This window comes from Williamwhitmania sp. (assembly GCA_035529935.1).
Classification (GTDB): domain Bacteria; phylum Bacteroidota; class Bacteroidia; order Bacteroidales; family Williamwhitmaniaceae; genus Williamwhitmania.
The window spans coordinates 1-14127 of sequence record DATKVT010000230.1; the positions used below are offsets into that span (position 1 = coordinate 1).

At 45.1% G+C, this 14127-nt stretch carries 13 protein-coding genes; 2 read left to right on the forward strand and 11 right to left on the reverse strand.

Translation table 11 applies throughout. From position 1 onward, the window contains the following. The 4 genes from VMW01_17385 to eno all read right to left on the reverse strand — a co-directional run. The coding region (locus VMW01_17385; GenBank protein ID HUW08014.1) for a hypothetical protein at window positions 1–282 on the reverse strand (282 nt) is incomplete at its 3' end. Between the two features lie 39 nt (window positions 283–321). Next, the gene (locus tag VMW01_17390; protein ID HUW08015.1) at window positions 322–1359 is read right to left on the reverse strand and encodes an ATP-grasp domain-containing protein; all 1038 of its coding nucleotides are present in this window, start codon (window positions 1357–1359) and stop codon (window positions 322–324) included. Window positions 1360–1370: 11 nt separating this feature from the next. Further along, window positions 1371–1613 carry a PqqD family protein gene (locus tag VMW01_17395; protein ID HUW08016.1) on the reverse strand — a complete coding sequence of 81 codons (243 nt, stop codon included), beginning with the start codon at window positions 1611–1613 and terminating at the stop codon, window positions 1371–1373. Between the two features lie 307 nt (window positions 1614–1920). Continuing rightward, window positions 1921–3204 carry a phosphopyruvate hydratase gene (gene eno / locus VMW01_17400; GenBank protein ID HUW08017.1) on the reverse strand — a complete coding sequence of 428 codons (1284 nt, stop codon included), beginning with the start codon at window positions 3202–3204 and terminating at the stop codon, window positions 1921–1923. Window positions 3205–3536: 332 nt separating this feature from the next. Between eno and VMW01_17405 the strand changes: the two genes are divergently transcribed. Both VMW01_17405 and VMW01_17410 read left to right on the forward strand, forming a co-directional pair. After that, a complete protein-coding gene (locus tag VMW01_17405; GenBank protein HUW08018.1) occupies window positions 3537–3926 on the forward strand; it encodes a hypothetical protein in 390 nt (129 codons plus the stop codon). A 288-nt stretch (window positions 3927–4214) separates the two neighbouring features. Continuing rightward, window positions 4215–4577: a hypothetical protein gene (locus VMW01_17410; GenBank protein HUW08019.1), complete on the forward strand. Its 363-nt coding sequence runs from the start codon at window positions 4215–4217 to the stop codon at window positions 4575–4577. Window positions 4578–4726: 149 nt separating this feature from the next. On the opposite strand, the gene VMW01_17415 is transcribed toward VMW01_17410, so the two are convergent. From VMW01_17415 to VMW01_17445, 7 genes are all read right to left on the reverse strand, one after another. Continuing rightward, window positions 4727–8140: a M6 family metalloprotease domain-containing protein gene (locus tag VMW01_17415; protein ID HUW08020.1), complete on the reverse strand. Its 3414-nt coding sequence runs from the start codon at window positions 8138–8140 to the stop codon at window positions 4727–4729. A 303-nt stretch (window positions 8141–8443) separates the two neighbouring features. Continuing rightward, window positions 8444–9454, reverse strand: a complete 1011-nt coding sequence (locus VMW01_17420) for an FAD:protein FMN transferase (GenBank protein HUW08021.1) — start codon at window positions 9452–9454, stop codon at window positions 8444–8446. A 147-nt stretch (window positions 9455–9601) separates the two neighbouring features. Beyond that, the gene (gene nqrF, locus VMW01_17425; protein HUW08022.1) at window positions 9602–10864 is read right to left on the reverse strand and encodes an NADH:ubiquinone reductase (Na(+)-transporting) subunit F; all 1263 of its coding nucleotides are present in this window, start codon (window positions 10862–10864) and stop codon (window positions 9602–9604) included. 18 nt (window positions 10865–10882) lie between these two features. Beyond that, a complete protein-coding gene (nqrE, locus tag VMW01_17430; protein ID HUW08023.1) occupies window positions 10883–11500 on the reverse strand; it encodes an NADH:ubiquinone reductase (Na(+)-transporting) subunit E in 618 nt (205 codons plus the stop codon). Between the two features lie 22 nt (window positions 11501–11522). Further along, the gene (locus VMW01_17435; protein HUW08024.1) at window positions 11523–12173 is read right to left on the reverse strand and encodes an NADH:ubiquinone reductase (Na(+)-transporting) subunit D; all 651 of its coding nucleotides are present in this window, start codon (window positions 12171–12173) and stop codon (window positions 11523–11525) included. 2 nt (window positions 12174–12175) lie between these two features. Further along, window positions 12176–12898, reverse strand: coding sequence for an NADH:ubiquinone reductase (Na(+)-transporting) subunit C (gene nqrC, locus VMW01_17440; GenBank protein ID HUW08025.1), 723 nt, complete (start codon window positions 12896–12898; stop codon window positions 12176–12178). A 17-nt stretch (window positions 12899–12915) separates the two neighbouring features. Further along, window positions 12916–14112, reverse strand: coding sequence for an NADH:ubiquinone reductase (Na(+)-transporting) subunit B (locus VMW01_17445; GenBank protein ID HUW08026.1), 1197 nt, complete (start codon window positions 14110–14112; stop codon window positions 12916–12918). Window positions 14113–14127 lie beyond the last annotated feature (15 nt).

The following is a 14127-nucleotide window of genomic DNA, read 5'->3' on the forward strand; positions in this document are numbered from 1 at the left end:
GAATATCCGGCAGATTGAGTCTAGGTAGTTCGTCTTGTAGCTCCAGGCCAACTGAACCTTCGGGTATCTCAAGCTGAACGCTCTCTTTACGTCCTCAACGACTTTCCGAATTGTCCGTTCGGAAAAAACGTAAAGCGGAGATCCATACTTATCCAAAAGGTCATCCACCTTTACTCCATCAATAAGTGGCATTGGGGCAATTACTGTTCCAGCGCCATGCTTGGATGGCATACCCGGAGTTAAGCGGGTTATTGCTGGTCGTTCAAATGGTAACTTTATCATAGCGTTATATTTTTTATTGTTCAACATTTTAATCGGCCCCTACAGCTCCCCATTAATGGTTAGCGAAGAGTAACGGTCTAAATCGACAATCATGTCGTAGGAGTATCTCACAAACATTTTGCCCACATCATACCGGCTGTATGGCTTAACATCCATCCCCAACGCCAACTTCAATAAAGCCTCGGGAATATTTTGACCAGCTCCAACGGCTAGGTATACCCAAGCTGGAATCCGTGGGTTTATTTCAAGAAGGTAGAGCTTATTATCCGAAGTTCGAATCAGTTCCAACTCCAAGCCCCCTCTCCACTTTGTTTGGGATAGTATGTGCTTTGCCAAGTTGAGCATTTTGGGTTCATCAATGGTGATTCCACCCCAAGCCTTACCCTTATCGGTAATGTATTGCTTGCGCATGGGCACTGCAGCTACTAAATTCCCCTTTCCATCGCCAAGGGCTATAACATTCACCTCTGTTCCCTTAATAAACTCCTGAACAATAACTGGGAGCCCCCACTTTGCCGACATCTTTGAAAAATACTCATCAGCCTGCGCCTCCGAATGTGCTACATACGCGTCGTAGTATTTCCCCTTTATCATCACCGGATACTCCATCGACTTCATCGCATTATGTAAATCAGCATGGCTGAAAACATCAACGCCCTCAGGAACCTCCACACCATATTTCCTCCCAAAGGCAGGAAGATTTGACTTGTGCCGTTCCTCAAACTGCGCCAAAGTTGGGAGGTAGGTTCTAATACCTGCGTTTGCAAGCTGCTGTTCCAACTTAATAAACGAAAAAAGTTCGGCATCGAAATTTGGAATAATAACATCGATCCTCTCCTTGGCATGTATCTCCAGTAATCGTTTCAAGAGAGCATCCTTTCCTTCCGATGGATATGGAATCATATAGGTTTTATCAACCAAGTCGCTCATATAAATTCCTGGCTCTAGATGCTCGTATGCCAGCCCAATAATCCTAGCCTCAAACTCTTTCGATTCTCGAATCCCACGAATTACGGGAATTCCAGGTCCGGGACTATCGATGTTATTAAGCCCCGTTACGGCAACCGTTACCTCCATTCGGCTCATCGCTATTCCTCCAATAGATTGTTAACTCTAAGGTCATTTACAAAGTCAGCCAAGTAACGATCCAACGTTACCTCGTCCACATCGTATTCCTCCTTCATGAAATTGGTAATTTGCTTGAGGCTCTTCCCATCCTTAATGAGCGTAAGCACCACCTTACCCGTTTCATTCAAAGTGAATGAATCTCCAGTCGCCGGATTGAAAACAAATCCGTTGTCGCTCAACGCAATGTTCGCTTTTACTATCATAGCTGTAATATTAAAATCGTATTTAGTAAATCACTCTTTGCATCTTATACAATCCATCTCAAAAACACCCTACTACGCAAATCAAAAGCATTAATTTACAATAAATTACCAAGCAGACCAAACAGGATGATGATGGTCGAAAAGAAGGAACGAATATTAAAAAACAGGATACTCCCGTAGTGAGAAAAGAACGGCGTTTCAGTAAGGCGATAATGGACAGGGGGGGGTAAAAACGCCCGCACAAAAGCAATTGCAAAAAAAGGCTGATCTCCCAATCAGCCCTATACTCCCATTTATGCGATATTTCCTACTGTGCGTTCTTAAACGCCTTCTTGCCTGCAAAGCGTGAAGCCTTGCCCAGCTGGTTCTCAATACGCATCAGCTGATTAAACTTCTCGATGCGCTCGCCTCGACAACCGCTACCGGTTTTCAGGTGTCCGGCATTAACGGCAACGGTTAAGTCGGCAATAAAGCTGTCGATAGTTTCGCCGCTACGGTGCGATACGAAACAGTTATACTTATTGTGGTAGGCAAGCTCTATGGTCTCCAACGTTTCGGTTACGGTACCAATCTGGTTTAGCTTAATCAGAATGGAGTTGGCCACACCTTTCTCAATACCCTCAGCCAGAATTGCCTTGTTGGTGCAGAAGAGGTCATCACCCACAATTTCAATCTTATTTCCTAGGGTTTGTGTAAGGTTTTTCCATCCGTTCCAGTCGTTCTCGGCCAAACCGTCCTCGAGCAGCACAATGGGGTATTGCTTTGCCCAACTCTCCCACAACTTAATTAGATCATCGCTTGTGATGAGCTTACCAGTGCTCTTAAACATCTTGTATTTCCCATCCTCCCACAGCTCGCTGGCAGCAGGGTCGAGGCAAATACTTACCTCTGCTCCTGGCTTGAACCCAGCCTTGGTAATGGCTTCAAGAATAACCTCCACGGCTTCATCGTTCGACTTCAGGTCGGGGGCAAAACCGCCCTCATCGCCTACTCCAGTACTGTAGCCCTTGGCCTTAAGTACTCCCTTAAGCGTGTGAAAAACCTCAATGCCCATCTGGATGGCCTCGGTAAACGAAGAGGCTCCATGTGGGGCAACCATAAATTCCTGAAAGTCAACATTGTTATCGGCATGCTTACCACCATTAATAATGTTCATGCATGGCACAGGTAAGAGGTGGGCATTGCTGCCACCCAGATACTGGTAAAGAGGCATCTTGGCGCTCATAGCCTCGGCACGAGCATACGCCATTGAAACACCCAAAATAGCATTGGCGCCCAGCTTCGACTTATTAGGAGTTCCATCAAGTCCAACCATAAGGTAGTCAAGCTCCCTTTGGCTAACAAAGCATTTACCAACAAGCTCCTTTGCAATTATTTTGTTGACGTTGTCAACCGCTTTAAGCACACCTTTTCCTCCATAGCGTTTCTTATCGCCGTCGCGTAGCTCATAGGCTTCGCGCTCACCGGTTGATGCACCGCTTGGGACCATAGCACGCGCAGTTGTGCCATCCTCAAGCTTCATGTTGACCTCAACCGTTGGATTGCCCCTCGAATCGAGAATCTCGATTGCACTAACTTCTTTAATTTTCATAACCTACATCTTAAAGTTTTACAAATTATGATTATCGATAATTTTTCTTCTTTTCCCATGTCGACCTTATGAGTGAAGAGCATTGTCGCTTTCGGAAAGCAGGCAGAAACTAAGATACAGGAGAAGGAAAGGGGCAACACCCTTTAGCCGACTCTCAAATTTACGGTAATAAATGCTCACATGGCGTTAAAAACACTAAAAAGGTGTTAAACTTAACTTGGTTCCGACTCGGTATGATTTAACATTTCAAGGGTCTCCAATCATTTCACTATGCCACCAGAAATGGCTATCTTGCCATCCATTAGTTAAGTCAAACCAACAGAGCGAAAACCATGTCACCCATACTAATTGCAGGAACCATTATTGTTAATTTTGCACTTTTAGCTTATACCATAGCCATAGTTATTGAACAGCGGAAGCGGCTTATCAATAACCAAGTGCTCACCTTTCTAACCACAGGAGTTCTACTCGATATAACCGCCACCATTTGTATGATTGAGGGTTCTACCCACTCCGCCATTACGCTGCACGGTATGCTGGGGTACTCTGCCCTCCTTGCCATGCTGGTTGACTGCATTTTGCTTTGGAGACATAGACAAACTCAGGATGCAGAGGCACAGGTAGCTCGCACACTACATCTCTATTCCCGTTATGCCTACATCTGGTGGATTGCAGCCTATATCACCGGAGCAGTGCTGGTTGCAGTAAGGCACATGGCCTGAGCAAACCACTTCAGACATCTAGATTGCCAAATGCATTATCCCATTTTCAACAGCCACGGGGATGGTATGCTCATGGACTATTTTCAATGTGGCACCTCGAAAAAAGGCCTTCTCATCTCAACAAAAGAGTACAATTAATTTAGTATAACAATTGTCCAAAACGGCTCCTGCTCAAGCATCTGTATATAATCCACACAAAACTCTTAAGCAGCGAACATTATTAGCTTACATTTAAAACAACATTTGCTGGTAATACCTTATATTTAAGAGCCAAATACCAGACCAGCCATGATTAAATTTTTCATTGACGAAAATTCTCACATCGTAAGCGCCACGTATAATGGAGATATCTCCATTGATGATGTTGAAGAATATTATCGCTCACTCATCAAAAACACCAATCTTCCAAAAAATCTCAGGATTCTTCAAGATGAACGAGTTGGAAATTTTATCGATTCAGATAGAACTATCGATAAAATTGTTCAAATGCTACCACTGATGGTTGAGCGGTTTACAACCGTGCGAATAGCCATTTGGCAGACAAAGCCATTGGAGACAGCCTATAGCAAGCTCTTCATAGGACAGATTAAAACAAAAAATGTTGCAGTGGCTGTTTTTTACACACAGGAGGCTGCGCTGGGATGGCTGTAGTGTTGATCTAATTTTCTACACTTATAAAATCCTCAACTATTTTTCTATTCGCCTGAATAGGACTAAGCCACCACTAACTTACCAAACATGATAAAAAAAGAACCCGTGATAAACACGGGTTCAATTATTAATAGATGAATTCAGGGAAACTATTGCTTCACAAACTGCTTTGTAATTGGTTGTTTCTCCTCATCAATGGAGATAATGTAAACACCCTTAGCAAGGTCGCTCACATCAACGTCGGCTTGACGATCAGTTACAGGCATAACCTTAACCAATGCACCACGCATATCGTAAATGCGCAACATTACCTCTCCATTGATACCATTCAGCTGAACAGTAACATGATCAATTGCTGGATTTGGGAAAACGGTGAATGAAGAAGGAGCCTCGTTGCCGAGAGTTATAGCAAATGGGTTGTTAAACACTGGTGCACCCGAACTTTGAGAAATATTTACTGTATAGTCCTCAACTTCGCCATACGAGAAGGTTTCGCAAGCAGTAGGTGCTGCGTTATACTTCATGGTTACACGCATACGGGTATTCCCAAGCAGTGCTGTAGAAGGAATGGTTACATTATAGGTAAGCGTTGCACTACTTGAAGACGAGCCAGAAGCAACCTTTTCAGCGGTATCGAAGGTACCGTTTTGGTTGAAGTCAATCCATACAGCCCAGTATTCGGTGTAGGATGAGCTGCTGAATCCAGCACTGAGGTAAATTGGTACAGTTGAATTGAGGGATACATTACCAACCATGCTGGTATTGTCTTTATATCCACCATCGGCAGTAGAGGTTCTGTTAATACCTGCAAACTGAACTAGGTCAATCCACTCGTAGCTAACATTGCTACCCTTCGATGCACAGTAGGTTATGCTACCAGCAAGGGTAGTAAAACTCAGCTGAGCGCCGTAGGATGTTCCATTGGTATTAATTGCATAAGCCCTAACGTAGTAAGTAGTGCTGGCAGCCAAACCGGAAAGATTTGCCGTAAACGTACCCGTTCCCGAACCGCTAGTTACCTTGGAGCTGGAGGTGGTTGGGTTCTGCGATGTGCTGTAGCAAACACCTCTTTCTGTAACCGTTGCACCACCATCGGAAGTTACGTTGCCACCAGTAGCAGCAGTGCTAGAGGTAATGCTTGAAACGGTAGAAGTAGAAACAGTAGGTATTGTAGAACCCGTTCCTGCACTAATATACACATTATCAACATACCAGTAGTCGAACTGATAAAGGTTGCCATCTACTACAAATGCAATGTAGGTGGTGGCCGAGTTCAGGTTATGGGTAATGGTGGTGTTAACCGTTGCTGGGCCAACATTGGAGTTGGAAACTGTAGCCAACGACCATGTTTCGTTTGTCCAAGTCACCTTATCGGTGGAGGTTTGAATCCGAAGCGTTGCACCAGCGCCGTAGTCGTCGAGCATGTGCTTAAAGCTCAATGCCAGCTGCGATGCACCAACGGTGTTAATTGCCGGAGTGATTACGCGGGTTGTGCCAGGATTTAGGTTCTGATATGAGCACTTAAGTTCATAGGCAGCACCACCAGCATTGGCAGTATTGGAAAGACTCCAACGTTCCGTAATACCTGTACCTACGTTCTGAGTTGTCCAACCAGTAGGTAGCGAAGAGGTGGCAAAGTTTTCTGTAACCGGCAATGTAAGCGACGTAGGGTTAGCAGAAGTAGTAAAAGTCATATTGCTACCGTAGGTTGTTCCTACTGAGTTAACTGCCTTCACCCTAAAATTATAGGTGGTATTGGCCGCAAGACCAGTAAGTGCAGCTGAAACACTAGTTACTGTAGAACCGGTAACTGACGAAGGTGATCCACTTACTGTGCTACCGTAGCTGGTGGTAGTACCATACTCAAAGGTAACGGTAGTGGTTGCATTGTTAGCATTTACCGTTGCATTAAGAGTTGCAACGGTGGTGGAAATACCCGAAGCGGCCACCGTTGTTGCAGACGGAGCTGTAGGGGTAGCAGATCCACCCATAAAGCTAAAAGTAATAGTCTTTGTGGTGGTGTTCTCTACAATACTGGTAATTGGTTTGGCAGTATTTGCCCCTGCCCACGACTTCATGTTGGGCGTAGTAGCATCGGTAAACGACGTCTTGCTGCTAGTACCAGGGAAAGGACAACCACCACCATTAATGGTTCCGTAGGTGGAAGCCGTTGTGCCTGGATTTGTTGTAGCGCTAGCGCATACCGGATACATCTTCTGTGGATAGCTGGCATTGATGGTGTTGCTTGTGGTAGCTGTGGCAATGCCGCTATGCACGTGGTAAATCATAAGGCCATGGCCAGGAATGTTGGTATCAAATCCAACCTTCTGGCGGTTCTCCATAATCCAGTATTCACCCGAAGTGGTTGAGTTAATCTGGTAGAAGCTTTGATTGGTCTCAGCATTGGCAACGGTTACATTAGCAGCCGAGGAAAGTACAGTAGCCGTAGCCCAACCATACACCTTCACCTTGGTGTAGACATTGTGGTGAGCGGGGGTAATACCGTTGTTGTTCCATGATCCGGCAGCCATAAGATCCCAATAGCCAGTTCCGTCAAACTGTCCACCTGTGCTGTAGTCGGTATCATAGTAGTCAGGGGCTCCAAGCACGTGTCCAAACTCATGGCAAATTACCCCAATGGGACAAATGGTTGTTCCAGAATTTCCGCTAAGTTCGGCAGAGCAGGAGTACTTGCTAATGGTTTTGCCATCCTTGGTAACGGGGGTAATGCTCCAAGCATGGGCCCAAATTGCATCTGCCGAAGCGCCAGCCTCTTCGCCATACCCAGCATAGATAACATAAACACCGTCCACGGTGCCATCGTTATCGTTATCGAAATCGGCAAAGTTAACGGTTGCATCGGCAGCGTTTACCGCCTCTGTAACCAAAGCACGTGGGTTAACATCGTTGCCAGAAGCATCGTTTGCTCCGTAGTAGCTCATGTTGTTAGCCGCTGTGAAAGGGCCTGCAACGGTAACCGTAAGGTTAAACTGGCCCCAAGAGTTCTCTGTGTAGAAGTCCTTTACAGAGCCGGTAGCACCATTGGCAGAGTAGCCAACCTGGTTGAACAGATTGTTCATGTCGGCTTGGGTTTTGGTAAACGCTTTATCCTTATAGCCCATCAGGATACAAACTAGCTTGCGAGAGCCAGTTGTTGGGAATGTCCGCTGGGCATTCTCTCTATCCCGCATTTGCCGAATGGATCGAATCACATCCAGTTGACTGCGGCTAAAGAACAAGCCCTTAGGGGTGGTAGTGAGCAACTGAGCTTCAGCCGCGGTTCTACGAGACTCCTCGCTTACCTTTACTCCTGAAGGGACGATGTCTCCCTTAGAATCAAGCACGGCATACTCATATACGCCTCTGCTGTTGTAGAGAAGAGTATAGCCATCGAGCGTTTGCGCCCACTTGGCAAATTCATCTCCTTTTAGAATAACAGTAACCGTGGTGCCATCGGGCTGGGTTACCTTAACTGGATTTGGGTACGCTGGCGAAGCAGCAGTTGGATTTCCCATGATGCCCATAATAAATAGGCATACAAGGCCAAGTAAAGTTTTCTTCATAAACTTTAGGTGTAGGTTAGTAATTAGGTTTTTGGAAATAGAAAATTATTGGAATCACACTTCCGGAGAAGTTTCTTTAACAGGCAACTGGCGCATAAATAAAGTAATTAGGGTTAGGGACCACTTTTACTAAAACACAGGTGCAATATATGACGTTTTTCGATATAATTATCCATTCGTCAAAAAACACCATGTTATTTATCAATTTTTTTCAGGAAATATTGACAAAATTAATCCGTAGAAATACGAAAAAAGGCTCACGACTATAGCCGTGAGCCTCAATATGAATAAAAAGTAAAAGTGCTACTTTTCTTTTTCTTCCTCAATAATATACTTCTTTGCACCTGGAGTTGCATATATCTTATATGCCCCGGTGGAATCAGAATAGATAAATATGGCATCAAGGCCCTTCACTCGTTCAATAATCTTATTGGAAGGCTCCAGCCCAAGAACCATAAAGGCGGTTGCATAGGCATCGGCGGTACCACAATCATCGGCAAAAACCGAAACGCTAAGCACGCTATGCTGAACTGGGTAACCCGATTTTGGATCAATCTCGTGGGCATACTTAACACCATTCTCCTCATAGAACTTCCTGTAATTGCCCGAAGTCGCCACAGCCTTTCCTGAAAGACCTACTAGTATTTGAAGATCATCACCAGGTAGTGCGTTGTCCACCGGCTTATCGATACCAATAACCCACGGCACACCTTTGTGGTTTACCCCTTTGGCATAAACCTCGCCACCTATTTCAATCATATAGTTCCGAATGCCTTTACTCTCTAGATACTTGGCAATCACATCAACCGAATAGCCCTGAGCATCAGCATCCACATCGATAAACATGCGCGGATCGGCCTTAATTACACGTCCATTCTCAATACGAACTTTGTCCATGCCCACCAGCCGCTTGAGGCTATCAACCTTGGAACTATCGAGCTTTATTCGCTTCTTAAAACCGAATCCCCAAGCCTCAGTGAGCGGACCAATTGTAATATCAAATGCGCCATTAGTATTCTCCCACACCTTGCGCGAAAGATTAAAAACTCCTGTAAAAAACTTATCGGCACGAACCGTAGTGTCGTTGTTATTTATTCGCGTAATGATGGACTTGGGATTGTAGGTAGAGCAGGAGGTATCGAACTCTGCCAGCAGGCTATCGATTTGTGGCTGCAGGTTTCTATTGGCCGAATCAGCATAGGCCATAGAGTAGGTTGTCCCTTGTGCAAATCCCTTTATAGCGATATAGTGCTTTGACCTAGAGCAAGCTAAAGTTGCAACACCTAGCACAGCAAGCAATAAATACCTCTTCATAACAAAATCATATTAGTGGTTGAGAACGAATATAACAGGCTTACTAATACTTTTTCAGCAGCTAAATTACTCACGATTGCTGTTTACGCGTTACCTGAATGAAATTAATCTACAAAAAAACCGGGCGCTATGAGGCCCGGCCTATGTTTATCCACCAAAGTCGTCATAAGCAACCATTTCGTTGGGTACGCCAAGATTGTAGAGCATTTTTTGCACTGCATCGTTCATCATGGGTGGGCCGCAGAGATAGTATTCAATATCTTCGGGGGTTTCGTGCTTCGAGAGGTAGTTGTCGTAAATTACCTGATGGATGAAGCCCGTTTTACCTTTCCAGTTATCTTCCTTTTTTGGCTCTGAAAGGGCAATATGAAAAGTGAAGTTGGGAAACTGCTTTTCTATAGCGCGGAACTCATCTTCATAGAATATCTCCCTTTGGGAACGCGCACCATACCAAAAGGTAGTCTTACGACCAGTTTGAGCGGTTTTGAAGAGGTGGAAAATATGCGACCTCATGGGAGCCATGCCGGCACCACCTCCAATAAACATAATTTCGCTTTCGGTGTCCTTAATGAAGAACTCACCGTATGGACCCGAAATGGTAACCTTATCACCCGGCTTACGAGAGAATATAAAGGAGGAGCAGATACCAGGGTTCACATTCATAAATGTTCCCTTGGCTCTATCCCATGGTGGCGTAGCAATACGAATGTTGAGCATCACAATGTCACCTTCCGCAGGGGAGTTTGCCATGGAGTAGGCCCGAAAGGTTTCCTCTGTGTTTTTGGCCTTGAGGTCCCAAATCTTAAGTTTATCCCAATCCTCATGAAATTCAGGTTCAACAAAGATATCTTTGCTGTAGTCGATCAGGTCATATTTGGGTACGTCAATTTGAATGTATCCGCCCGACTTAAACTTGAGGTGTTCACCAGCAGGAAGTCGAACTACAAACTCCTTTATAAAGGTGGCCACGTTCTTGTTCGAAACCACCTCGCACTCCCACTTCTTTATTCCCATCACCTCTTCAGGTACTTGGATTTTAATATCCTCCCTAATCTTCACCTGACAGCCCAATCGCCAGTTGTTTTGCTGCTGCTTCCGGGTAAAAAAGCCCGTTTCTGTTGAAAGGATACTCCCTCCACCCTCTTCAACCTGGCATTTACACATGCCACATGTTCCGCCTCCCCCGCACGCAGAAGGAAGAAAGATGCCATTGCTGGCTAGGGTGCTCAGGATGGATGAACCGGAGTCGACCTCCAGTACCTTCTCCTCATTAATGGTGACCTTAACTTTTCCCGATGGAGTAAGTTTCTTCTTTGCAAATAGCAACACTGAAACCAGCACCAATGTTACCAAGAAAAAAACGATAACGCCAGACCCAACAATAAGATTATCAACGCTTAAAAGTATCATCACGCAATTTTATTTCGGTTATAACTTAATTCCCATGAAGCTCATGAAGGCAATCCCCATTAATCCAGTGAGAATAAACGTAATTCCCAAACCGCGCAGCGGTGCTGGCACGTTGGAGTATTTCAACTTTTCCCTTATGGCAGCAATGCTCACAATGGCAAGAAACCAGCCCACACCAGAGCCAACGCCAAACACAGAAGCTTCGGCCAAGGTGGCATACTCCCGTTGTTGCATAAAAAGCGAACCGCCAAGAATTGCACAGTTTACGGCAATCAGAGGAAGGAAAATACCCAACTGATTATAGAGTGCTGGAGCAAATTTTTCCACCAACATTTCCACCAGCTGCGTCATGGAAGCAATAACTGCAATAAACATGATAAAGCTAAGGAAGCTAAGGTCTACCGTAGAAAAACTTTGACCAAGCCACGAAAGGGCTCCAGGCGATAGCAGATACTTATCGAGCAAGTAGTCAACCGGAACTGTAATTCCCAGCACAAACACAACCGCTACGCCAAGGCCACTGGCGGTCTTCACTGTTTTCGACACGGCAAGATAGGAGCACATACCTAGGAAGTATGCGAAAATCATGTTGTCGATAAAGATTGACTTGACGAATATGTTAATTAAATGTTCCATAGTTCAAATCTAGTTGTAGGGGTTATTTTTCAATGAGCTTGCTATTGTAGGACCGATGAGCCCAAATTATTATACCCACCAAGATCAGCGCCATTGGAGGTAAAATAAACAGCCCATTGTTAACGTAAAATCCGCCATGTGTAACGTAGATGGATTCAGGAATTACTCTCATGCCCCACACTGTTCCCGAACCAATAAGCTCACGAAAGAAGGAAACAACCAGCAAGATGGCGCCATATCCAGCACCGTTACCAATTCCATCGAGGAAAGAGGGCCAAGGCTTGTTAGCCAAAGCAAAGGCTTCCAAGCGTCCCATTACAATGCAGTTGGTAATAATCAGCCCCACAAACACGGAGAGTTGCTTGCTCACGTCGTACACAAAAGCCTTGAGTAGCTGATCAACCAAAATAACCAAAGCGGCGACAACCACCAGCTGCACAATAATCCGAATCCGGGAAGGGATGGTGTTGCGGAGGTATGAAATAATGAGGTTTGAAAATGCAGTAACCACGGTAACCGACAAAGCCATTACAAATGCAGGCTTCATCTTTACAGTAACGGCTAGAGCGGAGCAAACGCCAAGCACCTGCACAGTGATGGGGTTGTTGGCATTAAGCGGCCCCGTGAGCAGATTAAGGTTTTTTACGGAAAAAAGAGGTTCTTTCTGGCTCATAGCTATTTCTTTTTATTTTTCTGAAAGTAGTATTCGTAGGGACGAAGGCAATCTAACAACATAGCCTCCAGCCCTCTACTGGTGAGAGTCCCACCCGAGATGGCATCTACCTCGTGCATGTTTCCAGGAGTAGCTCCTCCCTTCATCACCTTGATGGAGGTAAAAGTATTTCCCTCAAATATCTTCTTCCCCTTAAACTGGGCTTGGAAAGCGGGAGTATTGATTTCAGCCCCAAGACCTGGAGTTTCACTCTCGTGGTCGAAGGTAGTACCGGCAATAGTATTGAAGTCGGATTCCAACGAAACATATCCCCAAATTGGTCCCCAAAGTCCACGACCTCTAACAGGAATAATGTATAAAACCTGCCCTTTGTCGTCCTTGTACTCAAACACAGGAAGATCCCTGTCTTTTCCAGGTTTAGCAATTTCGGCCTTCATGTCGATGCTAAATGCATCGATGCCTTTCTTGGGATTGCCCAGCGAGTCGATAACAAAGGTATTAACGATGTGCTTGCTGTAGGCATCCTCCGTCCACTTGTCCTTAGAAGCAACATTTTGTGGTGCAATAAGGCCAACCGACCTTAGAATATTCGACTTCTTCTCAATCTCGACATTTTTATCCTGGAATGGCTTAAGGACAATGGATGCTATGGCTAAAACTGCAGCCACCAAGATAACCATTACCGAGGAGTATATAAATATGTAGCGATTACTCTGCTTATTCATGGCTTTTAAAGTTAAAGTTATGCGTTAGTAGCCCTGCGTAACCTGCGCCGGATATTGGACTGCACCACGTAGTGGTCGATAAGCGAGGCAAAGGTATTCAGCAGCAGAATGGCCAACATCATCCCCTCGGGATAAGCCGGGTTGAGCACGCGAATGAGGATTGCCATAACACCGATTAGGAAGCCATATATCCACTTTCCTTTTTCAGTTTGAGCACCAGTAACCGGATCAGTTGCCATGAACACGGCCCCAAAGGCAAAGCCACCCATAATTAGATGGTAGTAGGCAGGAATTTGCATGTATGGATTTGCACCAAACGCATTAAGCAGCAGTGCCATCCCAAAACCTCCAGCAAACACCGAAACAATAATCTTCCAACTCCCGATGCCGGTAATCATAAGTATGGCAGCACCAATAAGAATGGCAAGTGTAGATGTTTCGCCAATAGACCCGGGAATAAAACCGAGAAACATATCGGACGCACTTGGCAAATGACTCACCAACTGACTAACAGTCATATTATGAGCAGTTTCACCAGCACCAGTGGCAGCAATTGCCAAGGGTGTTGCACCTGAAAAGCCGTCGACCATGCCATGCCCCCCGGCTAGTCCAGAAATCCAGACCAAATCACCTGACATTTTCGAAGGGTATGCAAAAAACACAAAAGCCCTAGCCAGCAGTGCCGGATTAAAAACGTTCATGCCCGTTCCGCCAAAAACTTCTTTTCCAATGACAACGGAAAAGGCTGTTGCCAATCCAACCATCCACAAAGGAACGTCCACAGGCATAATGAGCGGAATAAGCATTCCCGTCACTAGGAAGCCTTCATTAACCTCATGATGTCTTATTTGAGCAAAGGCAAACTCAATACCTAAGCCAACAACGTAGGAAACAACTATAATAGGGAACACCTTTAAAAATCCAAACACGAAAGTTTGAATTAGGGTCCAATCTTTAATACCAAATGCGATAGAGTGCTGGTATCCCACATTCCACATACCAAATAACAAGGCTGGCATTAGGGCTATAATCACCACGGTCATGGTGCGCTTCAGATCGATGGCATCCCGGATATGTGCTCCACGGTTGGTAACCTTATCGGGAACGAAGAGGAATGACTCAAAGGCTTCAAAGCTGGAATGAAACATCTGCAGCTTTCCTCCTTTTTCGAACTGTGGCTTTATCCGATCCAGAAAACTTCTAAGGAATTTCATTATATTTTAGGATTT

Bases quoted from the DNA above. Each gene is read 5' to 3' on its own strand.
- VMW01_17390 (HUW08015.1), bottom strand. From the start codon at position 1,359: ATGGAGGTAACGGTTGCCGTAACGGGGCTTAATAACATCGATAGTCCC.
- VMW01_17395 (HUW08016.1), bottom strand. From the start codon at position 1,613: ATGATAGTAAAAGCGAACATTGCGTTGAGCGACAACGGATTTGTTTTC.
- eno (HUW08017.1), bottom strand. From the start codon at position 3,204: ATGAAAATTAAAGAAGTTAGTGCAATCGAGATTCTCGATTCGAGGGGC.
- VMW01_17405 (HUW08018.1), top strand. From the start codon at position 3,537: ATGTCACCCATACTAATTGCAGGAACCATTATTGTTAATTTTGCACTT.
- VMW01_17410 (HUW08019.1), top strand. From the start codon at position 4,215: ATGATTAAATTTTTCATTGACGAAAATTCTCACATCGTAAGCGCCACG.
- VMW01_17415 (HUW08020.1), bottom strand. From the start codon at position 8,140: ATGAAGAAAACTTTACTTGGCCTTGTATGCCTATTTATTATGGGCATC.
- VMW01_17420 (HUW08021.1), bottom strand. From the start codon at position 9,454: ATGAAGAGGTATTTATTGCTTGCTGTGCTAGGTGTTGCAACTTTAGCT.
- nqrF (HUW08022.1), bottom strand. From the start codon at position 10,864: ATGATACTTTTAAGCGTTGATAATCTTATTGTTGGGTCTGGCGTTATC.
- nqrE (HUW08023.1), bottom strand. From the start codon at position 11,500: ATGGAACATTTAATTAACATATTCGTCAAGTCAATCTTTATCGACAAC.
- VMW01_17435 (HUW08024.1), bottom strand. From the start codon at position 12,173: ATGAGCCAGAAAGAACCTCTTTTTTCCGTAAAAAACCTTAATCTGCTC.
- nqrC (HUW08025.1), bottom strand. From the start codon at position 12,898: ATGAATAAGCAGAGTAATCGCTACATATTTATATACTCCTCGGTAATG.
- VMW01_17445 (HUW08026.1), bottom strand. From the start codon at position 14,112: ATGAAATTCCTTAGAAGTTTTCTGGATCGGATAAAGCCACAGTTCGAA.